The sequence below is a fragment of the Neorhizobium sp. 05N33 genome (genome assembly GCF_056397445.1).
The window spans coordinates 101,700-122,353 of record NZ_JBFTNK010000003.1; the positions used below are offsets into that span (position 1 = coordinate 101,700).

20 protein-coding genes are annotated in these 20,654 nt (G+C 61.5%); 15 read left to right on the plus strand and 5 right to left on the minus strand.

Translation table 11 applies throughout. The features are described from left to right. Nucleotides 1–90 precede the first annotated feature (90 nt). From AC1DLT_RS09245 to AC1DLT_RS09255, 3 genes are all read left to right on the plus strand, one after another. Nucleotides 91–1,074: a tripartite tricarboxylate transporter substrate binding protein BugD gene (locus tag AC1DLT_RS09245; RefSeq protein ID WP_247136346.1), complete on the plus strand. Its 984-nt coding sequence runs from the start codon at nt 91–93 to the stop codon at nt 1,072–1,074. Nucleotides 1,075–1,272: 198 nt separating this feature from the next. Beyond that, entirely contained in the window at nt 1,273–1,734 is a 462-nt protein-coding gene (locus AC1DLT_RS09250; protein ID WP_038545707.1) for a tripartite tricarboxylate transporter TctB family protein, read from the plus strand. A 9-nt stretch (nt 1,735–1,743) separates the two neighbouring features. Continuing rightward, nucleotides 1,744–3,249, plus strand: a complete 1,506-nt coding sequence (locus AC1DLT_RS09255; protein WP_477486557.1) for a tripartite tricarboxylate transporter permease — start codon at nt 1,744–1,746, stop codon at nt 3,247–3,249. A gap of 75 nt (nt 3,250–3,324) precedes the next feature. On the opposite strand, the gene AC1DLT_RS09260 is transcribed toward AC1DLT_RS09255, so the two are convergent. Continuing rightward, nucleotides 3,325–4,377 (minus strand): LacI family transcriptional regulator, encoded by a 1,053-nt coding sequence (locus AC1DLT_RS09260; protein WP_477486558.1) that lies wholly within the window; start codon nt 4,375–4,377, stop codon nt 3,325–3,327. Nucleotides 4,378–4,643: 266 nt separating this feature from the next. Between AC1DLT_RS09260 and AC1DLT_RS09265 the strand changes: the two genes are divergently transcribed. From AC1DLT_RS09265 to AC1DLT_RS09300, 8 genes are all read left to right on the plus strand, one after another. After that, on the plus strand, nt 4,644–5,894 hold the full coding sequence (locus tag AC1DLT_RS09265) for an ABC transporter substrate-binding protein (RefSeq protein WP_477486910.1): 1,251 nt from the start codon (nt 4,644–4,646) through the stop codon (nt 5,892–5,894). Between the two features lie 112 nt (nt 5,895–6,006). Then, entirely contained in the window at nt 6,007–6,933 is a 927-nt protein-coding gene (locus AC1DLT_RS09270; protein ID WP_247031067.1) for a carbohydrate ABC transporter permease, read from the plus strand. Then, a complete protein-coding gene (locus tag AC1DLT_RS09275; protein ID WP_247031066.1) occupies nt 6,930–7,811 on the plus strand; it encodes a carbohydrate ABC transporter permease in 882 nt (293 codons plus the stop codon). Before AC1DLT_RS09270 ends, AC1DLT_RS09275 begins: the two co-directional genes overlap by 4 nt. Nucleotides 7,812–7,817: 6 nt before the next feature. Continuing rightward, entirely contained in the window at nt 7,818–8,924 is a 1,107-nt protein-coding gene (locus tag AC1DLT_RS09280; RefSeq protein ID WP_477486559.1) for an ABC transporter ATP-binding protein, read from the plus strand. A gap of 338 nt (nt 8,925–9,262) precedes the next feature. Beyond that, on the plus strand, nt 9,263–10,063 hold the full coding sequence (locus AC1DLT_RS09285) for a BON domain-containing protein (RefSeq protein WP_477486560.1): 801 nt from the start codon (nt 9,263–9,265) through the stop codon (nt 10,061–10,063). A gap of 78 nt (nt 10,064–10,141) precedes the next feature. After that, complete coding sequence (locus AC1DLT_RS09290; RefSeq protein WP_247031064.1) at nt 10,142–10,357, plus strand: hypothetical protein; 216 nt, start codon at nt 10,142–10,144, stop codon at nt 10,355–10,357. A gap of 176 nt (nt 10,358–10,533) precedes the next feature. Continuing rightward, entirely contained in the window at nt 10,534–12,234 is a 1,701-nt protein-coding gene (locus tag AC1DLT_RS09295) for an HWE histidine kinase domain-containing protein (protein ID WP_477486561.1), read from the plus strand. A gap of 83 nt (nt 12,235–12,317) precedes the next feature. Then, a complete protein-coding gene (locus AC1DLT_RS09300) occupies nt 12,318–13,331 on the plus strand; it encodes a DNA topoisomerase IB (protein WP_477486911.1) in 1,014 nt (337 codons plus the stop codon). Nucleotides 13,332–13,391: 60 nt separating this feature from the next. On the opposite strand, the gene AC1DLT_RS09305 is transcribed toward AC1DLT_RS09300, so the two are convergent. Then, a complete protein-coding gene (locus tag AC1DLT_RS09305) occupies nt 13,392–13,952 on the minus strand; it encodes a type 1 glutamine amidotransferase domain-containing protein (protein ID WP_247031062.1) in 561 nt (186 codons plus the stop codon). Nucleotides 13,953–14,003: 51 nt separating this feature from the next. Further along, nucleotides 14,004–14,201, minus strand: a complete 198-nt coding sequence (locus tag AC1DLT_RS09310) for a hypothetical protein (protein ID WP_157885169.1) — start codon at nt 14,199–14,201, stop codon at nt 14,004–14,006. Between the two features lie 355 nt (nt 14,202–14,556). On the opposite strand from AC1DLT_RS09310, the gene AC1DLT_RS09315 reads away from it, so the two are divergent. Further along, nucleotides 14,557–15,621 (plus strand): c-type cytochrome, encoded by a 1,065-nt coding sequence (locus AC1DLT_RS09315; protein ID WP_038549646.1) that lies wholly within the window; start codon nt 14,557–14,559, stop codon nt 15,619–15,621. 235 nt (nt 15,622–15,856) lie between these two features. On the opposite strand, the gene AC1DLT_RS09320 is transcribed toward AC1DLT_RS09315, so the two are convergent. Beyond that, complete coding sequence (locus tag AC1DLT_RS09320; protein WP_038545678.1) at nt 15,857–16,120, minus strand: hypothetical protein; 264 nt, start codon at nt 16,118–16,120, stop codon at nt 15,857–15,859. A 115-nt stretch (nt 16,121–16,235) separates the two neighbouring features. Between AC1DLT_RS09320 and AC1DLT_RS09325 the strand changes: the two genes are divergently transcribed. The 3 genes from AC1DLT_RS09325 (at nt 16,236) to glgX (ending at nt 18,915) form a co-directional block, all read left to right on the plus strand. Further along, the gene (locus tag AC1DLT_RS09325; protein WP_477486562.1) at nt 16,236–16,523 is read left to right on the plus strand and encodes a hypothetical protein; all 288 of its coding nucleotides are present in this window, start codon (nt 16,236–16,238) and stop codon (nt 16,521–16,523) included. Further along, nucleotides 16,520–16,765: a lipoprotein gene (locus tag AC1DLT_RS09330; protein ID WP_157885168.1), complete on the plus strand. Its 246-nt coding sequence runs from the start codon at nt 16,520–16,522 to the stop codon at nt 16,763–16,765. The genes AC1DLT_RS09325 and AC1DLT_RS09330 overlap by 4 nt, the downstream gene beginning before the upstream one ends. Nucleotides 16,766–16,836: 71 nt before the next feature. Beyond that, the gene (gene glgX / locus AC1DLT_RS09335; protein ID WP_477486563.1) at nt 16,837–18,915 is read left to right on the plus strand and encodes a glycogen debranching protein GlgX; all 2,079 of its coding nucleotides are present in this window, start codon (nt 16,837–16,839) and stop codon (nt 18,913–18,915) included. Nucleotides 18,916–18,994: 79 nt separating this feature from the next. Here glgX and glgA read toward each other — a convergent pair whose 3' ends face one another. Further along, complete coding sequence (gene glgA, locus AC1DLT_RS09340) at nt 18,995–20,479, minus strand: glycogen synthase GlgA (RefSeq protein ID WP_247031058.1); 1,485 nt, start codon at nt 20,477–20,479, stop codon at nt 18,995–18,997. Between the last annotated feature and the right edge of the window lie 175 nt (nt 20,480–20,654).

Genomic DNA, 20,654 nt, shown 5'->3' on the forward strand with positions numbered 1-20,654 from the left:
CTCCGCGCCCTGCCGCAAATAGTGCTCAGGTTGGCGCCGGAGGAAATTTTGGGCGTCCACTGGTCCACATTTCATCCTGGAGGAGCCCCGATGAAAATCCTGAACGCCGTTATCGGCGCAACCGCTCTTGCGGCGCTTTCCCTTTTCGCCGCTTCCGCCAACGCCGCCGGTTATCCGGAGCGCCAGATCACCATGATCGTGCCGTTCGCGGCCGGCGGCCCGACAGACACCGTGGCGCGTCTCGTCGCCGAGTCGATGTCGAAGGATCTCGGCCAGCAGATCGTCGTCGAAAATGTCGGCGGCGCCGGCGGCACCCTCGGCGCGGCGCGCGTCGCCAATGCCGAAGCGGACGGCTACACCGTTCTCCTGCACCATATCGGCATGGCGACCAGTGCCTCGCTCTATCGCAAGCTGCCCTATGACACGCTGAACGCCTTCGACTATGTCGGCCTCGTCACCGACGTTCCGATGACGCTCCTCGCCCGCAAGGACATGCCGGCGAACGACCTCAAGGGTCTCATCGAATATGCCAAGGCCAACAGCGACAAGGTGACGGTTGCAAATGCCGGCATCGGTGCCGCCTCGCATCTGTGCGGCATGCTGTTCATGAGCTCGATCAAGACGTCACTCGTCACCGTTCCCTACAAGGGCACCGGTCCCGCGATGACCGATCTTCTCGGTGGCCAGGTCGATATCATGTGCGACCAGACCACCAACACCACGAAGCAGATCCAGGGCGGTACGGTGAAGGCCTATGCGGTCACCTCTCCGGAACGTCTCGGCGTCCTGAAGGACATCCCGACCGTCAAGGAAGCGGGCCTTCCGGACATGCAGGTCGGCATCTGGCATGGTCTCTATGCGCCGAAAGGCACCCCGAAGGATGCGGTCGACAAGCTCAACAAGGCTCTCAAATCTGCGTTGAAGAGCCCGAACGTCGCCGCCCGCTTCGCCGAACTCGGCACCGTGCCTTCGCCCGACAACGACGTTACCCCGGCGGCGCTGAAGGCCAAGCTCGAAGGCGAGATCGCTCGCTGGAAGCCGGTCATCCAGGCCGCTGGCCAGTACGCGGACTAAGGTGTTCGTCGGCGGCCGTCCCTCATCCGGCTGCCGCCACCTTCTCCCCGTTCTGACGGGGAGAAGGGATATGCCGCACCGTTACCGCCATCCTCGGACGATGGATCGGGCACGTTCCCTCTCCCCGCAAGCGGGGAGAGGGTTAGGGTGGGGGCAACCCCCCTCTGCCCGTGCCTCCTCCAGCCCATCGGAGACACCATGAATTCCTTGAAATTCGACACTGCCAATCTGATCTGCGGGCTGCTGCTGATCGCGACGGGCCTGTTTTTCGCCTACCAGTCGTTCGAGCTCGAACTGGGTACGGCCCTGCGCATGGGGCCTGGCTATTTCCCCTTCATCCTCGCCTGCGCGCTCGTCCTGTTCGGCGCGATCATCCTCATCCAGTCGATGCGGGTGGATGGAGGGCCGATCGGAGCGCTCGCCTGGCGCGGCATGTTCTTCATCCTGCCGGCGCCGATCTTCTTCGGGCTCACAGTCCGTGGCCTCGGCTTCGTGCCGTCGATCTTCGTCACCGCGCTGATTGCGTCCTTCGCCTCGGGACGCATGAAACCGCTCATGGCACTGGTCCTGTCGGCGGCGCTGACCCTCTTTTCGGTCGCTGTCTTCAGTTACGGCCTCGGCCTCCCGTTCCGCCGTTTCGGGCCATGGCTCGGTAATTGAGGTTGAGTGATGGATCTGTTCAATAATCTCGCGCTGGGTTTTGCGACAGCGACGTCGCTGGAGAACCTGTTCTTCTGCCTGATCGGCGTGCTGCTTGGCACCCTGATCGGCGTGCTTCCCGGTATCGGCGCCACGGCGACAATCGCCATGCTGTTGCCGATCACCTTCCAACTCGAGCCGGTCTCGTCGCTGATCATGCTCGCCGGCATCTATTACGGTGCGCAATACGGCGGATCGACCACGGCGATCCTGATCAACATGCCGGGCGAATCCTCGTCGGCCGTCACCGCCATCGACGGTTACCAGATGGCGCGCAAGGGCAAGGCCGGCGCCGCACTGGCGATCGCCGCGATCGGCTCTTTCTTCGCCGGCACGGTTTCGACCTTCCTGGTGGCGATCTTCGCGCCGCCGCTTACCCAGATCGCGCTCAAGTTCGGAGCGGCGGAATATTTCTCGCTGATGGTGGTCGGTCTCGTATCCTCGATCGCGCTTGCCCACGGTTCGATCCTCAAGGCGCTTGCCATGGTCGCGCTTGGCCTGCTGCTCGGCCTCGTCGGTACCGACATCTATACAGGCACCCCGCGTTTCACGCTCGGCATTCGCGAATACGCTGACGGGCTGAATTTCGTGGCGGTCGCGGTCGGCGTGTTCGGCATCGCGGAAATCCTCCGTAATCTCGAAAACGAAAAGACGCGTTCGGTCCTGATGGCCAAGGTCAGCGGTCTGATGCCGAGCCGCGAGGATTTCAAGGCCATGGTCGGGCCGGTTCTGCGCGGCACGGCCATCGGCTCGATCCTCGGCATCCTGCCGGGCGGCGGCGCGATCCTTGCAGCATTTGCTTCCTACACGGTGGAAAAGAAGGTTTCGAAACATCCGGAAGAATTCGGCCACGGCGCCGTTGCCGGCGTCGCCGGTCCGGAATCGGCCAACAATGCCGGTGCGCAGACCTCGTTCATTCCGCTGCTCACCCTCGGCATTCCGGCGAACCCCGTCATGGCGCTGATGGTCGGCGCGATGATCATCCAGGGCATCGTGCCCGGCCCGAACGTCGCGACCGAGCAGCCCGCTCTGTTCTGGGGCATCATCGCCTCGATGTGGATCGGCAACCTGATGCTCGTGGTGCTCAACCTGCCGCTGATCGGGCTGTGGGTGAAGCTGCTGACCATCCCTTATTACGTGCTGTTCCCGATCATCATGGCCTTCTGCGCCATCGGGGTCTACAGCGTCAATTCCAACGTCTACGATCTCTATGCCGTCGCCTTCTTCGGCCTCATCGGCTACGCGCTGGTGAAGCTCCGCTGCGAACCGGCGCCGCTGCTGCTCGGCTTCGTGCTCGGCCCGTTGCTGGAAGAGAACCTCAGGCGGGCGATGATCCTTTCGCGGGGAGATCCGACGACGTTCGTCACGCGTCCCATCAGCGCGGGCCTCCTCTTCCTCGCAGCCCTCGTCCTCATCGTCGTCTTCCTGCCGAGTGTGAAGAAGAAGCGCGAGCAGGTCTTCGTCGAAGAGGACTGAGAAGCCGCGGACAGCGCGGCGCTGAAACTCTTCGCATGACTTCCTGACGGGTCATGCGGACGGCGCTCCAGGCGGTCAAACCGTCTGGAGCGCCTGCAATTCGGCGATGGGGGCGGGGCCTGCGATCCGTTTCAGCAGCAGCCTGCCCATCAGCAGGCCCGCTTCAGTCAGGTCCTCGTAGATCGTCTCGACGCGGGGGCGGATCTGATCGAACAGGCCCGACGTCTGCTTGGCCACCAGCCTTATATCCCTACCGAGTTCGAGATGATGGTCGTAGGCGGATGCCATGACGGCGAGCGCCGACACTTCACCACCGCAGATATAACCGTCCGGGCGCTCAGGCTCGGCCATCCGGCGGAACAGATAATCACGGATATCGTCCGACTTGCTGTCGAGCGTGACGCCCTTGGCGATCTCGAAGCCGACGCCTTCCTCGCGCACCGCCGTCATGAAGCCGTGCCTGAGGTGATGGGCGAAGGTGAAGCGCTCCGGCGGCAGGATGATCGAGAGCTTTCTCGCGCCTGCGGCGATCAGCTTTTTGGCGGCCTGATACGCAAAACTGTAATTGTCGTAGTCGACGTAAGGGTGAGCGGTGGCAAGCTCGGTCCGGCCGTGACAGATGAACGGAAAATTGTTCTCCATCAAAAGCTTGACTCGTTCGTCCGCCGGTTCGGTGCGGGTGAAGACGATGCCGTCGGCCATGCGGTTGCGCATGATGTGGCGCACCGGGTCGATCTGCGGCGTATCGGAAAAATGCGGCGTGATGACGAGATGATAGGCCGTGCCGCGCAGGGCTTCGGTTAGCCCGTTGATCATCGAGGTGGCATAACCGAGGATTTCCTCGTGCGGATCGAGGACCAGGCTGATGACATTGGTGCGGCCGGTACGCAGGCGCTGCGCTGCCCGGTCCGGCAGGTAGCCGATATCGGCTGCGACCTTGCGGACGCGCTGACGTGTTTCGAGCGCGATCTGCGGCGCATCGGCAAGCGCGTGCGATACCGTCGTGACTGCAAGCCCGGTCAGTTCGGCGATCGTCTTCAACGTAGGCTTTGCATCAACGCGGGGCTTTTCGGTTGCCCGCTGCGACTTCGCCCGCCGACCCTTGTCCCCCAGGTCTTCCAGCGACATATCCTCTTCTCCTCCGTTCCCGCCCAAAAACCGGAGCGAGCCTCATCTATATCGTTGCAAATCCTGCGGAAGTCGCCAGGGATTTTTCTCGGATCCTGAGGAAAATTTGGCCATTCGATAAATTTGCAAGTTTTTTCATCACGTTAACTGCGGTCACCCAGATATCAAAAACTCCTCCGACCGGGTTGACACCGACAGCAATTATATCGTTATAAATCGCCATATCCGGAGAGGAGCCCGGATGCAAAGGGAGATTCTCAATGAATATTCGAATGATTGCCAAACTTGCCGCCGGTGCGGCACTTATCGCCATGACCGCCGGTGCCGCCAAGGCCGCAGAACAGGTCGAAGTCCTGCATTGGTGGACTTCGGGCGGTGAGGCAGCAGCGCTGAACGTCTTGAAAGAAAACCTGCAGAAGCAGGGCGTCGCCTGGAAGGACATGCCCGTTGCCGGTGGTGCAGGTTCCGCCGCCATGACCGCGCTGCGCGCCCGCGTCACGGCCGGCGACCCGCCGACCGCCGTCCAGCTTCTCGGCTTCGACCTGAAGGACTGGGCCGAAATGGGCGTCGCCGCAAACCTCGACGACCTCGCCAAGAAGGAAGGCTGGGACAAGGTTATCCCGGCTGCTCTCCAGAACTTCTCGAAGTATGACGGCCACTGGATCGCTGCTCCTGTGAACATCCACTCCACCAACTGGCTGTGGATCAGCAAGGCGGCACTCGACAAGGCCGGCGGCAAGGTTCCGACCAATATCGCCGAACTCATCACGCTGCTCGACGCCTTCAAGGGCCAGGGCCTCACCGCCCTCGCTCACGGCGGCGTTCCGTGGCAGGACGGCACGCTCTGGGAAGCCGTCGTGCTTTCGACCGGCGGTCCGGACTTCTACAAGAAGGCCGTTCTCGATCTCGATCCGGCAGCACTTTCCGGCGACACGATGAAGAAGGTCTTCGACACGATGTCGAAGCTGCGCACCTATTTCGACCCGAACTTCTCGGGCCGCGAATGGAACCTTTCGACGGCCCTCGTTATCGAAGGCAAGGCCGGGGCTCAGGAAATGGGCGACTGGTCGAAGGGCGAGTGGCTGCGCGCCAACAAGAAGCCAGGCACGGACTTCGTCTGCATCCGCTTCCCCGGCACCCAGGGCTCGGTCCTCTTCAACGCCGACCAGTTCATGATGTTCAACGTTGGCGGCGACGCCGAAAAGGCTCAGTTCAAGATGGCATCGGCCGTCGAAGATCCCGCCTTCCAGATCGCCTTCAACACGGTCAAGGGTTCTGTTCCTGCCCGTACCGACGTCTCGAACGAAAAGTTCGACGAGTGCGGCAAGAAGGGCATGGCGGACCTGACGGAAGCTTCTTCCAAGGGTACGCTGATGGGCTCGCTCGCCCATGGTTACGCTCAGCCGGCCGCCATCAAGGAAGCCATGCTCGACGTCATCACCCAGCACCTCAACGGCCAGCTGACCACCGAAGCAGCGCTGAAGCGCCTGCCGGAAGCGGTGAAGGCTGCCAAGTGATCGCGTTTCCGCAAAAGCTCTGACATCCGAGTGGCCGGGATAATCTCCCGGCCACTTTTCAAATTCCGGCTTGCCGGTCTATTTTTCTGTCTGGTATCTGCCGGAGGTCATCATGACGACAATCGAACCGGTTCCCGTGCTTGAGCCGCACAGAGAGCGCCGCTCCATTGCGGACGGAGTGCGCAACGCTCTGCCGAAGATCGTGCTGGCGCCGTCGTTTGCGGTGATCCTCGTCTTCGTCTACGGTTTCATCCTCTGGACGGTCTACCTTTCGTTCACGACCTCACGCATCCTGCCGGTCTACAAATGGGGCGGTTTCGACGCTTATTTCCGCCTCTGGTCGCAGCCGAACTGGTATGTGGCGATGCAGAACCTGGCCATCTTCGGGGTTCTCTATATCGGCATCTGCATCATCCTCGGGCTCGGCATCGCGATCCTGATGGACCAGCGGATCCGCGCCGAAGGCGTATTGCGGCCGATCTTCCTCTACCCGATGGCGCTCTCCTTCGTCGTCACCGGCACGGCCTGGAAATGGTTCCTCAACCCCGGCCTCGGGCTTGAGAACACCATGCACAATCTCGGCTGGACGAGCTTCAAGTTCGACTGGCTGGTCAATCCCAAGATGGCGATCTACACCGTCGTCATCGCCGGCGTCTGGCAGGCGTCAGGTTTCGTCATGGCGATGTTCCTGGCCGGTCTGCGCGGCATCGACGGCGAGATCATCAAGGCGGCCCAGATCGACGGCGCCTCGACGGTCTCCATCTATCGGCGGATCATCATCCCGCTCCTTCGGCCCGTCTTTCTTTCCGCCTTCATCGTGCTCGCGCATATGGCGATCAAGTCCTACGACCTGGTCATCGCGCTGACCGGCGGTGGACCGGGCAATGCGACCGAGTTGCCGTCAACCTTCATGTATTCCTACACGTTCACGCGCAACCAGATGGCCGTCGGTTCGGCGAGCGCCGTGATGATGCTGATGGGGATCACCGCCATCATCGTGCCCTATCTCTATTCGGAGCTTCGGGAGAAGCAGTCATGAGCGCGACACAAGAAACCGTCAGCGCCGGCGGCGCCCGCACCGCCCGTTATTTCATCTATGCCGCGCTAGTTATCCTGGCCCTCGTCTATCTTCTGCCGCTCTACGTCATGCTGTCGACGTCCCTGAAGTCGCTCGACGAAATCCGCGGCGGCGACATGCTGGCGCTGCCGCGCGATCCCTCGGTCGCCGCCTGGGTGCGCGCCTGGGGCGAGGCCTGCATCGGGGTCAGCTGCGTTGGCATTAAGGGGTATTTCTGGAATTCCATCAAGATGGTCGTTCCGGCGGTTCTGATCTCGACCCTGCTCGGTGCGCTCAACGGCTATGTGCTGACCAAGTGGCGCTTCCCGGGCCACAAGCTGATGTTCGGCATGATGCTGTTTGCCTGCTTCATTCCGTTCCAGGCGGTCCTGATCCCGATGGCGCGCGTGCTTGGCACGTTTGGGCTCTCGAACTCCACCACGGGCCTCGTTATCGTTCATGTGATCTACGGCCTCGGCTTCACGACGCTGTTCTTCCGCAACTATTATGAAGCCTTCCCGGACGAGCTGGTAAAGGCCGCGATGATCGACGGTGCCGGGTTCTTCCGGATCTTCTGGCGCATCCTGCTGCCGAGTTCCGGACCGATCATCGTCGTGACGATCATCTACCAGTTCACCAACATCTGGAACGATTTCCTGTTCGGCGTGTCCTTCTCATCCGGCACGTCCTCGCCGATGACGGTGGCGCTCAACAACCTCGTTGCCTCCTCTACCGGCGTCAAGGAATACAATGTCGATATGGCGGCTGCGGTGTTCGCAGCGCTTCCGACGCTGTTCGTTTATGTCGTCGCCGGACGCTATTTCGTGCGTGGCCTGATGGCCGGCGCAGTCAAGGGATAACCGCATATGAGCTTTCTTGAAATCAAGGATATTCGCAAGAAGATCGGCAATAACGAGATTCTGAAGGGCATCAATATCGAGCTCGAAAAGGGCGGCTTCCTGGTTCTCGTCGGCCCGTCCGGCTGCGGCAAGTCGACCCTGCTCAACGCGATCGCCGGCCTGCTGCCGCCGTCGTCGGGCGACATCGTCATCGACGGCCAGGTGGTCAACGACCTGCATCCGTCGAAGCGTGATATTGCCATGGTCTTCCAGTCCTACGCGCTCTATCCGAACATGACGGTGGAACAGAACATCGCGTTCGCGCTGGAAATGCGCGGCGTCGAGAAGACGCAGCGCGAGGCAGCCGTCAAGCAGGTCGCAAAGACGCTGCAGATCGAGCATCTCCTGAAGCGCCGTCCAAGCCAGCTTTCCGGTGGCCAGCGCCAGCGCGTCGCCATGGGCCGGGCACTGGTGCGCCAGCCGCGCGTGTTCCTGTTCGACGAGCCGCTCTCCAATCTCGACGCCAAGCTGCGCGTCGAGGTGCGCGCCGAAATCAAGGCGCTGCACCAGAATACCCACGCCACGATCGTCTACGTCACCCATGACCAGATCGAGGCGATGACGTTGGCCACCAAGATCGTGGTGCTGAAAGAGGGCATGGTGCAGCAGGTTGGTACGCCTGCGGAAATCTATGGCCGCCCCGCGAACCTGTTCGTCGCCGATTTCATGGGCTCGCCGGCAATGAACATGCTGAAGGGCAAGGTATCCGGCGCCAATGGCCAGCAGAGCATTACGCTGTTCGGCAATGAAGGCGTCAAGGTTGCAATGCCGCCTTCCGTGACTACCAGTCTTTCGGATGGCAAGGACGTTATTCTCGGCCTGCGTCCGGAGACGATCACCGATGCCGGTCTCGTCGATCCGCACGCACGCGCCACCGCCCAGATCGAGGCGGAAGTGATGATGATCGAGCCGACCGGTTCCGATACCTTCGTCACCGGCAAGCTGGACGGCACCACCTTTACCGCCCGCACCCGTTCCGACGTGCATGTCGAGCTCGGCCAGAAGTTCCCCTTCGCCTTCAATCTCGACAAGGCCGTCGTCTTCGATCCGGAGACGACCAGCCGTATCGACTGAGCCGGCAGGCGGGTTTGACCTGCGGCCTCTTTTGAGATCTTCGAGTGCTCCAAGCTGCGTTGAGGGCGTGCTCGCGGGCCAGAAGGGCAAGTTCATCGCGACCGACTGCTGCAGCTATATGCCAATCACTCGGCCGTACCACCGGTTTCCGATGCCGTCATCCGCAGCGGACCTGCGGATTACGCCGGCGAAACTCTCCCTGGCGTCTCCATGGTTGTGGCCGTCTCCTCCGATCGAGCCCCCCGCATTTCCTCAGAAAACGCGGAACAATCCCGGACAGGCGGGGTTGAATCAGCGTCCCATGCGAACGGGACCAAACCAGACCGAGGAGACAGACAATGGCCAGTGGAAATCATTCCCAATCGGGTGGGTATCGAAACGACCGGATGCGCGACGAGCGTGATTTCGCGCGCGAGTCGTCCAGCGATTACCGTCCCGGCGATACGGGTTATGTGCGTGGTTTCAGTGACGATCTGCGCGGCGGCGATGCAAATCGGGAGGACGGCGATCGTTCGCGGTTTTCCCGCCACGGCCGCAGCGAACAATGGGCATCCGACGACGGCGGGTTCGAGGCCGGTTATGGTGATTCGGCACGTTCTCAGGCCTGGGCTCGTGAATCCTATCGAGGCCGGCCTTCGTCGTTCAGTTACGAGCCCGGCCGCAACCGCGTCAACCAGGCCTATGGTGACCGATACGGCTCGGATTACCGTTTCGGCGGCGAAAGCCGTTCAGGTTCGGACAGCCGCTTCCGCGGCTCGGACGACTATGGCCGCAGACGCGGATTCATGGAGCGCGCCGGTGATGAAGTTGCCTCCTGGTTCGGCGACGAAGACGCCGAACATCGCCGGATGATGGATGAGCATCGCGGCAAAGGCCCAAAGGGCTACCAACGCTCCGATGCCCGTATCGAGGAGGACGTCAACGATCGCCTCAGCGACGATCCGGTGCTGGACGCATCCAATATCACCGTGACCGTCCAGAGCGCCGAAGTGACGCTCGACGGTTTCGTGTCGAGCCGCTGGGACAAGCGGCGTGCAGAGGATCTGGTGGACGATGTTTCCGGCGTCCGGCATGTGCAGAACAACCTGCGCGTCAACAATAGTTCGACCGATACGCTGGCGGGTTCGACCACGGTCTGATCGGTCGTGATCCACGCGTCAGGCCGCTGTCGGCGGCCTGACTTCGTTGGGCCTGACTTCATTCGGGAATGAGACATTATGACCGAGAACAATAACAGAGCCAAAATCCACAAGGATGCCGAGGGGCAGTATGCCAAGTCCAAGGCCGACCGCAAGTCGAGCGGCGTCGCAAGTGCCAAACCGACGGTCATCACCGGCTCCGACGACGCCACGAAACACCGCACCCCTCCCGGCGAGAAGGCGCCCAAAAAGGACTGGGACGTGAATTTCGACGTGGCGGAACGGCCTCGCTGAACCGCAGCCGTCTTTCCGGAAAAACATATCGCCGGCAATCAATCCTTGGCCCGGCTCTCAAAACCAGTTAGAAAAGACCCCGCTAGAATATTAGCAGATGGCGGGATACGGAAATGGATAATGCCGGCAGGTGGCACAGGCACCTGCAGCTTTCTTCTATAGGGTAAACGCGCGGAATGGTTAGAATTTCGCGGTTTTTCCCGACGGCGCCGATTGGTGCGTACCTGGTCGCTCTGGCGGCTGGCGTGGCATTGCCTTTGCTGATTTTCGTCGGTTATCTGATGATGGAGCTGGAGGCGAACGAGCGGGAGATTCTTGCGAGCGAAACCGCCGAGGATGCCCAGCTCATCGCCCGGTCGATCGACCGTGAGCTGCAGGACATGGCGACGACGCTGAGGCTGCTGATTACGTCGCCGGAGCTTGAGGCCGGCGATCTGCGCGCCTTCCACAACCGAACTCAGAACAGCCTCCGGTCCGATTCGCTCTATATCCTCGTCGTCAATGCGGATGGGCAGCAGCGGCTCAACACGCGCGTGGAGTTCGACGCGCCGCTCGGCAAGATCTCTAACATGCCGGCGCTTCAATCGGCTCTGAACAATGGCGTGACTGAAGTTTCCAACGTCTTTTTCGGCGCCACCAGCGGCAAGCATGTCTTCAACATTACGATGCCTCTGCCCAAGGAGATTTCCCATTCCGGCGCTGCGATGATCATGACGCAGAATGCCGAGGACCTGCAGAAGCTCGTCTCGACGGAAGGTCTTCCCGTCGGCTGGTCGGTTGCGATCGTCGATGGAGCCGGAAAGGTAGTAACCTCGCTCGGCGCCCATGCACTCAGTTCCGGCACCGCGTTTCCGGCCGATACGCTGAAGCTGATGACGGGCTTCAAGGGCACGATCGAAGATGTCGATGGCAACCGCCGGCAGATGTACGGCTACGCGCAGATCACCGGCTGGACATGGAAGGCCATCGTCTGGGGACCGATCGATGCGGCCCAGGCGAGTATCCTGACGACGTGGCGGCAGTTGATTGCCGGCGGCGCGATCTTCCTTGCCGTCGGAATGCTGATTGCATGGCTTGTCGGCCGCCAGCTTCGCATCCCGATCCGGCAGATCGCCGAAATGGCCGAGCGGATCGGCAAGGGCGAGATCGTCTCTCCGGTGGAGACGAAGATCCGCGAAGCCAACCAGGTCGCGGTGGCACTTTCGAATGCCTCGTTCGACCGCAGCGAGGCGGAAGACCGTATTCACCTCATCCTGCATGAACTGGTGCACCGGACCAAGAACATCCTGACGCTGATCCAGGCGATGATGCGCCAGCTGGCGCGCCAGGACACTACGATGGAGGAGTTCCAGAAGGCAATCAGCACGCGTCTACAGGGTCTGGGCAAATCTATCGAGGCGCTGGCGAAGGAGCAATGGGCGGGGGTCTCGATCCGGCGGGTCATCGAAATCCACATGAGCACGTTCGCGGACGCGGCCGACCGGGTCGAGCTGCAGGGCACAGATTTTATCCTGAAGGCCGAAGCGGTCCAGAACCTTGGCCTCATCCTCCATGAGCTTGCGACCAATTCGGTGAAATACGGCGCGCTCTCGGTGCCGCAGGGCAAGGTGCTCATCGCCTGGAAGGATCTGGCCGAGGAGGATGACGGTGAAAGCCGGCTGGAGCTCGTCTGGGAGGAGAGAAATGGCCCCGCGGTCCATGAGCCTTCCCGCACCGGGTTCGGCACGACGATCATCAAGCGCCATGCGGCGGCGGCTTTTGCGGGCCGTGTCGAGATCGACTTCCGCACCGAGGGGCTTTGCTGGACCTTGAACGCACCACGCTCCGCCTTCGAACGAGGCGAGGGCGCCGAAAATCTCAAGGACATCGCTATCTAGCTGCTTATCGTAGCGAGTACCGGAACGAAGGCGCGGGCCTCGCCGTTTGATCGGCCATGGACGCTATGCTCACCACGATCGACATCGATCAAGACTCCCTCAGGACAATCGGCCTTACTTATGTCAGCGATACGGAGCCCGGCATCCGACGGCTCAAGCGCGGCAAGGGCTTCACCTACCGCCTGCCGGACGGCACCTTGCTTGCCGATCCGGAACATCGCCTGCGGATCGCGTCGCTCGGCCTGCCGCCTGCCTATGTGAATGTCTGGATCTGCCTTGATCCGCGCGGACATCTGCAGGCGACGGGCTACGATTCGCGCGGCCGCAAGCAGTATCGCTACCATCCCGACTGGCAGAGTTTCCGCAGCGAACGCAAGTTCGATCAGCTCGTCCGGTTCGGCGAGGCCTTGCCGCGCATCCGCCGCAAGGTGAAACGCGATCTGGAACTTGGCCTCGACACGTCCGATGCGGTGATCGCCGCGCTGGTGGCCCTGATGGATGCGACCCATCTGCGGGTCGGCAACCGTCTCTACGCCAAGAAAAACAAGACCTACGGCGCGACTACGCTCCTGAAGCGCCACATGACGCTGTCGGGCGAGTCGATCATGCTGCGCTTTGTCGCCAAGGGCGGCAGACGCGTCCAGCACACGCTGAAGCATCCCCGTCTGCAGCGCATCCTGGAAGAGATCGCCGACCTGCCGGGCCGGCAGCTGTTTTCCTGGCCGGACGAGCAGGGTGTGCCGCATCCGATCGATTCGGGCCGGCTCAACGCCTATCTCGCCGAGGTCGCGGGGTTCGCCGTCTCGGCCAAGACGTTCCGCACCTGGGGTGGCAGTCTCTCCGCCTTGATGGCAGCCTGGGAGGTGGCGGAGGAGGGCGGGCGCCCGAAGATCAAGGCGATGTGCAAGGCGGCGGCGGAAGTTCTGCACAATACGCCGGCGGTCTGCCGCTCAAGTTACATCCACCCGAGCATTCTCGCACTCTCGGAGGATGTCTCGCCGCTGGAAAAGGTGATGAGGGATAAGGCCGCGCTGACGCGGCCGAAGGAGTTGCGCGTCAACGAACGGCGGCTTCTCGCTTTTCTAAAGGAAGTCTAGGCTTCCGCGTCGGCCGCCCGCGAGGAGGTTGCGGGCGGCCGGAGCCGAGCTGACGTCAATTTACGCTGCCCGGCGATTGTGGCGCCCTTCCTGGACCTCCTCGACAATCTTCGCCACGAATTGCGGCAGATCTTCGGGTGAGCGCGAGGTGATGATGCCGTTGTCGACCACCACCGCCTCATCCTTCCAGGATGCGCCGGCATTGCGGACGTCGGTGCGGATCGAATGATAGGACGTCGCCTTGCGGCCGCGAAGTGCATCGGCCTCCACCAGCAACCATGGGCCGTGGCAGATCGCCGCGACTGGCTTGCCGCTTTTCACGAAGTCGCGCACGACCTTCATCGCATCTTCATTGTCACGCAGGATGTCGGGGTTGATCTGGCCGCCCGGCAGCACGAGGGCATCGAAATCCTCCGCCTTGACGTTCTTGGCCTGCAGATCGACCGAGACGCTATCGCCCCAGTCCTTTCTGTCCCAGCTTTTGATCTCTCCCGCCTTGATGGACGCGATCTTGACAGCGGCGCCGCGGTTTTTCAGTTCCTCCAGCGGGACGCGCAGTTCCGATCGCTCATAGCCGTCTGCCGCGAGAATCAGGATGTTGGCGGACTCGATGGTGGTCATACTGGTCTCCTTTGGTGGACAGTTCTGTTGTTCGCAAAGTCTCGACCGGGTTTAAAGCCGGCCGGTCGAGAGATCCCGGCCGTTGATGGAGGCGGGGACGCTGATTTCTTCTCGGGGCGATTTGGGTAGCGGAAGGACGACGGCCTCGGGTACGACGACCTGCAGTTCTTCCGGATGGGCCACGGCGAAAGTTTTCTTCTGCTGAGTGCCGGTGAGCCTGTTTCTGAGCATTTTTAGAAAGTGTCTCATGGTTTTCTCCCGTCGCGAATGCTGGGCTATTGCCCGTTCACACGGGAGCAAACCCGTCGTCCAAGGATTCGTTCCATCTTTTTCACAGCCGGTTACACAAAGTTATCACGGGGCCGGAACAAATTTCGGGATGGTACGTTTGGTGCCGAATTTTTCGCCCGCTCCTCTCCCGAAGTGGTCGACCTCTCCTGACGGTGCTGCGGGACGTGCTGCTTTCCCTTTCTCCCCATCCGTTTTACGGTGACGGCCGAGACGAGCCGCCTCGCCGTGGACGCTTGCGCCGTTGCGAACACAGGGGCTGTCGCCCTGCATGCCGGACGGCGCCGCGCTGGGGGCCTTTGTGGAGGAGTGGCCGATGACGATCCGCTGGAAATATCTCGCGATCCTGGTGATCGTGGCGCCGCTGCTGGGGCTCGGGTTCGCCTGGTCCGGCCTGATGAGCGTCAAGGCGAGCACCGGTCATTGGGGAATGACCGACTGGTTCCTACACTGGGTGATGCGCAATTCGATCCGGACTGCGGCTCTCTCCATCGAAGCGCCGCCGCTCGACAATCCGGCATTGCTGCCGCCGGCGGCCGGGCATTTCGAGACCGGCTGCGCGATCTGTCATGGCTCACCGGCGCAGGGGCGCTCCGGCGCCGTGCTCGCCATGCTGCCACCGCCGCCGGACCTGAAGACAGTGGTTTCCACCTGGAGCGATACGCAGCTCTTCGAGATCGTCAAGCACGGCGTACGTTTCACCGGCATGCCGGCCTGGCCCGCGCAGGTGCGCGACGACGAAGTCTGGGATATGGTAGCGTTTCTGCGAAAGCTGCCGGGCATGGACAGCGGTGCCTATCTGCAGGCATCCGGCCTTCACGGTATCGGGACCGCGGGCGAAGTCTCACCGTTGCCGATCACCTGCGAAAGCTGCCATGCGGAAAAGCGGCTCAACGGCAACAGCATCATTCCGCGACTGACTGGCCAGTCGGAAGCCTACCTGCTCAACAGCCTGCGCGCCTATGCGCACGGTGAAAGGGCGAGCGGCATCATGAAGGTTGCGATCGGGACTTTGCCCGACGAGAGCCTGCCGGAGCTTGCAAGCTATTATGCCAAGCAGGCGAGGCCGCCGCGACCCGCTGCGCCTTTGGACGCACAGCTCGTGGAAAAGGGCCGCGAGATTGCGGAAAGGGGAAGAGCGGCAGACAAAATTCCCGCCTGCCTCAGTTGCCACGAAAAGCCCGGCGGCAATCCTGCCTATCCGCGCATCTCAGGTCAAAACGCCCCTTATCTGGAGCGCCAGCTCCGCCTCTTCCACGCAGGTGTCCGAGGCGGGTCTTCCTTCAGCCACCTGATGACGGAGGTGGCAAAAAAATTGAATGAAGAAGATTTTGCTGCTCTCGCGGCCTTCTTTGCCAGCCGCGAGAGCAGTGGGCCCTGACCTCAAGGCCGCTCTCCTCCCCAGGAGTTCAAAAAAACTCAGACCGGGATGACCATCATGTAACAGGCGGCGATCACCAGCACAAAGCCTGCCGCTTCTACCCATTCTCTGACCATCGTCGCCTCCATCGCTTCGGTCGTGAATGAACGAGAAAGTCGTATTGTAGTTCCACGAAATGGCCATAAACGTGGCGGGATCGCCCTAAATGTGAAATCGCTTGGTTAACAGGGCGTTGTCATTTGTCCGCTTCCGCTCGGGCGCGGGCAGCGTCGAGGATCGAACGAACCTCGCGGGCAGCGGCATTCTCGATCGCGAAGGCTCCTTCCGGCAACAGGCCCGGGTCCTCCTCATTGTCCTTGAAGGTGGCGTCATCGCGCAGCCGTCTGAGGAACGAGGTGATGGTCACTTCGCCGCCGATCATGGCGGACAAGAGCTCGATGAGCACTTCGCGATGCGCATTTAATCGCCCTTCCAGTTCCTGGGGTGTCAGCGTCGACATGGTTTCCTCTCCTTATCCGTACCTCGCCTCTTCAAGGAGATAGTGGAACCTTTCGCAGAGGGAACAATCGCTGTGACCGAAAGTTCATCCTTCAGCGAGAACACGGAGGAAGACCATGGCAGAATTTGCCAGATCGGACGGTAATCAGGATCGGCGCGATGTACGCGACCGGCTGATCCTTGCCCTTTACGCCCAGCTGAAGGCCGAACGGCAGACCCGCGAGGCATTGGAATATGTCATCCGCAATGGGGCTCTGGCGCCTGAAGTGCTCGAAGCCATTGCCGGCGACCCTATTCCGGCTGCAACCGCCGAGGATGTCGCCGCAGTCGAAAAGGTGATCGCGCTCGATGCGCATCGCCGGCAGGCCGCATTCCGAAAGTCCCATGGAGAAGACAAGACATGAAGCGCTTCGTTGTGGCGCTGTCGGCTGTCGCGCTTTTGAGCGCCTGTAGCGACAGTGGCGAAAAACAGAGCGATCCGATCAACAACACGCCGCCGTCGGAACCCAATAACACGGCGCCCACGGATCGCAGCCCTTCACCGCAGACCGGTACAGGTGGCCAAAGTCCGGCGACGTCGCCATCCGGCACCACCAATACGACGCCAGGAAGCCCGCCGCCGGCACCCGGATCGGGCAATCCATAGTTTTCCCGGAGCCGAAGGAACGAAATGCTGTGTCGCACCATTATGACGCCAGTCTTTCAATTGGGTGCGACATGGATACGAAATCGAACCATTTTGTCATCGAGCCCGGCTCCTGGCTTCAGCTCGGCGCCAACTTTGACGGCGAGGGCGTCAATTTCGCGATTTTCTCGGCCCATGCGGAGCGCGTCGAGCTGTGTCTCTACGACCCAAGCGGCAAGATAGAGATCGCCAGGCTGGAGCTCCCGGAATACACTCATGAGATCTGGCACGGTTATGTGCCGGGACTGAAGCCGGGCGCCCTCTACGGCTTCCGTGTCCACGGCCCCTACGATCCGGAAAACGGTCATCGCTTCAACCCGAACAAGCTGCTGATCGACCCCTATGCACGCGAACTCGTCGGCAAGGTCGATTGGAACGAGGCACATTTCGCCTACGATCTTTTGCACGAAGACAAAGATCTCACTTTCGACGAGCGCGACAGTGCGCCGTTCATGCCGAAATGCCGGGTCATCGATCCGAACGAATTCGATTGGAAGGACCAGAACCGGCCGAACATCGCTTGGCCGGCAACGACCGTCTATGAAGCCCACGTGAAGGGCTTCACCCAGCTCAACCCAGGCATTCCGAAGGACCTGCGCGGCACATTCGAGGGCATGGGGCACAAGGCCTCGGTGGATTACATCAAGAGCCTCGGCATCACATCGGTCGAACTGATGCCGGTCCATTATTTCCCCGACGATCAGCATCTCCTCGACAAGGGCCTGCATAATTTCTGGGGCTATAACACGCTTGGCTTCTTCGCGCCGGCATCGCGCTATTATGGCCCCAGAGGCATCCAGGGGTTCCGCGACATGGTGCGGTCGTTTCACGACGCGGGCATTGAGGTCATCCTCGACGTGGTCTACAACCACACGGCGGAAGGCAACGAGCTCGGGCCAACGCTGGCGTTCAAGGGGATCGACAACTTCTCCTACTACCGGACCATGCCCGACCAGCACCGCTATTACATCAACGACACCGGCACCGGGAACACGGTGAATACCTCGCACCCGCGCGTGCTGCAGCTGATCATGGATTCCCTGCGCTACTGGACCGAGAGCATGCATGTCGACGGGTTCCGTTTCGATCTCGGTACGATCCTCGGCCGCGAACCGGAGGGTTTCGACGAGCGCGGCGGGTTCTTCGATGCGATCAGTCAGGATCCGGTGCTCTCCAGGGTAAAACTGATCGGCGAGCCGTGGGATATCGGCCCCGGCGGTTACCAGGTCGGCGGTTTCCCGCCTGGCTGGGCGGAGTGGAACGACAAGTACCGCGATACGGTGCGTGAATACTGGAAGGGCACTAATGTCTCGACGGATTTTGCCGCCCGTCTGCTCGGCTCCGGCGATCTCTACGACCAGCGCGGCCGTCGGCCGTGGGCGAGCGTCAACTTCATCGCCGCCCATGACGGTTTCACCCTGAACGATCTCGTCTCCTACAACGACAAGCACAATGAAGCGAATGGCGAGGACAATAACGACGGCCACAACGACAACCGCAGCTACAATTATGGCGCCGAGGGTCCGACCGAGGATGAGGGCATCAATGCGGTGCGCGATCGCCAGAAGCGGAATTTCCTCGCCACCCTGTTCTTCTCGCACGGCACGCCGATGCTGCTCGCCGGCGACGAATTCGGCCGCAGCCAGATGGGCAATAACAACGGCTATTGCCAGGACAGTGAAATCTCCTGGGTTCATTGGGAGGACCTGCCGGAGACCTGCGAAGAGCTTCGCGAGTTCACCCGCCAGATCATCAGGCTGCGCCGCGAACAGCCCTTGCTGCGTCGGGAAAACTGGCGCGACGGCCTGGACATCAAATGGTTCAACGCCGGCGGCGGTTTTCAGACGCCGGAGCAGTGGGACGAGGGCTCCACGCTCGGCCTCCATATCGGCCGGACCGATCTTCGGGAAGAGGAGGGCATCTGGCACGACGTCCTGCTGCTCTTCAACCCGTTCGAGGGCAATGTGCCCTTCCGCATCCCGCAGTTCGGCGAGGGCGGCTGGGTGCTTGAACTCACCACCTCCGACCTTTCCAAGCGCGGCCTGGTGATCACCAAGGAGAAGGATTTCGAGCTCGAAGGCCGCAGCCTGGCGCTGTTCCGGAGACCGTAACGCCTTCAACTTGCTCCCATAGACAAGAAGAACCCGGCTCTCAGGCCGGTTTCTTCTTGTCAGCTGGTTGGTTGGGACCTTAAAGCGTCGCGCGGCGGATATCCGAGCTTGTCGAGACAACATGTCCGGATTTCAGCACAAGATTGGCATAAACGGCGGCATATTGCTGGGCGCTACGTTCCCAGGAGAATTTCGCCTTCATGCCCTGGTTCTGCAGGCGCGCCCACATTTTCGGATCGGCATAGGCGTGCAGCGCGCGGCGAAGCGCCAGCCGCAATCCATCGGTCGTCACCGGATGGAACTGAAATCCGGTCGCAACGCGGGCGGACATCGCCGCGTCATTGGCATCTATGATGGTCTCGGAGAGCCCGCCGGTGCGGGAGACGACCGGTACGCAGCCGTAGCGAAGCGCATAGAGCTGCGTCAGGCCGCAGGGTTCAAAGCGTGAGGGCTGGACGATCGCGTCCGATCCGCCGTGGATCAAATGCGCCGTTGGCTCGTCATAGCCGAAATGAACCGCCATCCGGCCCGGAAAACGCGCGGCGGTGTCGGCGAGCGCCCGCTCGATTTCCCGATCACCCTGCCCGAAGACGATCACCTGACCTCCGTGGCGAATGATCTCGTCCGCCGTATCGGCAAACATGTCGAAGCCCTTCTGCCATGTCAGCCGACTGACGGCGGAAAAGAGAGGGCCTTCCCGACCGGCATCCAGCCCGAATCTTTCGAGCAGAACGGCGCGGTTCTCGCGCTTGCGGCGCAGTGTGCCGACGTCGTAATTGCGCGGCAGGTGCGGGTCGGTCGACGGATCCCAGATATCGAGGTCGATGCCGTTGACGATGCCGCGCAGGTCGGAGACGCGGGCGTTCAGGACCCCGTCCATGCCCATGCCGAAGCGTGGCGTGAGTATTTCGCGCGCATAGGTCGGGCTGACGGTGGTGATCGCATCGACTGTCTGCAGCCCACCCTTCAGGAAGCTGATATCGCCGAAATATTCCATGCGGTTCATGGAATAGGCCTCCGGCGGCAGGCCGATGCTCATCAGTACGCCGGCAGGATACTGCCCTTGGAAGGCAAGGTTGTGGATGGTTAGCACCACGGGCGTCCTGCAGCCGCGCTCGCGCATGTAGACCGAGGTCAGCGCCGACTGCCAGTCATGGGTGTGAACGAGGTCCGGAACCCATCCGGGGAGCACTCCATCGGCGATTTCCGCCGCGGCAAGGGAAAGTGCGGCGAAACGTCTCCAGTTGTCCGGATGGTCGACGCCGTCTTCGTCGACATAGGGGCCGCCCGGCCGATCGTAGAGAGCTGGCGCATCGAGCACGAAGAGGCTGAGGCCTTCGACCCGGGTGTGGAGGAGCGAGGCTTTTTCGCCCAGCAGATTTTCGAAGGTGACGAGCGGCATGGCGCTCTTCAGCTGCTGCATGACCTGCGGATAACCGGGGATCAGAGACGTCGTCTCGATGCCGAGGGGAGCAAGTGCCTTGGGCAGGGAACCTGTCACATCTGCAAGCCCACCTGTCTTCACAAGAGGAAAGATTTCGGACGTGACCGAAAGAATCCTCATTCCCGGAAGCCCCCGCTTTCCATAACCTGTCTTGATCCCCTGATCCATTGCGCTCCGCTCATCTCGACGGGGTTCGTCGAATGGGACGTAAGCGTTCATCATGCGTGCCTCAGCCATCTGCCAGTCTCACCCTCAAGAACGTTTCGGCCTTGGCCAACGTTCCCCGACAGAGTCG

Coding starts and splice junctions, on each gene's coding strand:
- glgA (WP_247031058.1), bottom strand. CDS start 20,479: ATGAGGATTCTTTCGGTCACGTCCGAAATCTTTCCTCTTGTGAAGACA.
- AC1DLT_RS09250 (WP_038545707.1), top strand. CDS start 1,273: ATGAATTCCTTGAAATTCGACACTGCCAATCTGATCTGCGGGCTGCTG.
- AC1DLT_RS09295 (WP_477486561.1), top strand. CDS start 10,534: ATGGTTAGAATTTCGCGGTTTTTCCCGACGGCGCCGATTGGTGCGTAC.
- AC1DLT_RS09330 (WP_157885168.1), top strand. CDS start 16,520: ATGAAGCGCTTCGTTGTGGCGCTGTCGGCTGTCGCGCTTTTGAGCGCC.
- glgX (WP_477486563.1), top strand. CDS start 16,837: ATGGATACGAAATCGAACCATTTTGTCATCGAGCCCGGCTCCTGGCTT.
- AC1DLT_RS09285 (WP_477486560.1), top strand. CDS start 9,263: ATGGCCAGTGGAAATCATTCCCAATCGGGTGGGTATCGAAACGACCGG.
- AC1DLT_RS09310 (WP_157885169.1), bottom strand. CDS start 14,201: ATGAGACACTTTCTAAAAATGCTCAGAAACAGGCTCACCGGCACTCAG.
- AC1DLT_RS09325 (WP_477486562.1), top strand. CDS start 16,236: ATGGCAGAATTTGCCAGATCGGACGGTAATCAGGATCGGCGCGATGTA.
- AC1DLT_RS09280 (WP_477486559.1), top strand. CDS start 7,818: ATGAGCTTTCTTGAAATCAAGGATATTCGCAAGAAGATCGGCAATAAC.
- AC1DLT_RS09320 (WP_038545678.1), bottom strand. CDS start 16,120: ATGTCGACGCTGACACCCCAGGAACTGGAAGGGCGATTAAATGCGCAT.
- AC1DLT_RS09315 (WP_038549646.1), top strand. CDS start 14,557: ATGACGATCCGCTGGAAATATCTCGCGATCCTGGTGATCGTGGCGCCG.
- AC1DLT_RS09255 (WP_477486557.1), top strand. CDS start 1,744: ATGGATCTGTTCAATAATCTCGCGCTGGGTTTTGCGACAGCGACGTCG.
- AC1DLT_RS09305 (WP_247031062.1), bottom strand. CDS start 13,952: ATGACCACCATCGAGTCCGCCAACATCCTGATTCTCGCGGCAGACGGC.
- AC1DLT_RS09275 (WP_247031066.1), top strand. CDS start 6,930: ATGAGCGCGACACAAGAAACCGTCAGCGCCGGCGGCGCCCGCACCGCC.
- AC1DLT_RS09260 (WP_477486558.1), bottom strand. CDS start 4,377: ATGTCGCTGGAAGACCTGGGGGACAAGGGTCGGCGGGCGAAGTCGCAG.
- AC1DLT_RS09270 (WP_247031067.1), top strand. CDS start 6,007: ATGACGACAATCGAACCGGTTCCCGTGCTTGAGCCGCACAGAGAGCGC.
- AC1DLT_RS09290 (WP_247031064.1), top strand. CDS start 10,142: ATGACCGAGAACAATAACAGAGCCAAAATCCACAAGGATGCCGAGGGG.
- AC1DLT_RS09245 (WP_247136346.1), top strand. CDS start 91: ATGAAAATCCTGAACGCCGTTATCGGCGCAACCGCTCTTGCGGCGCTT.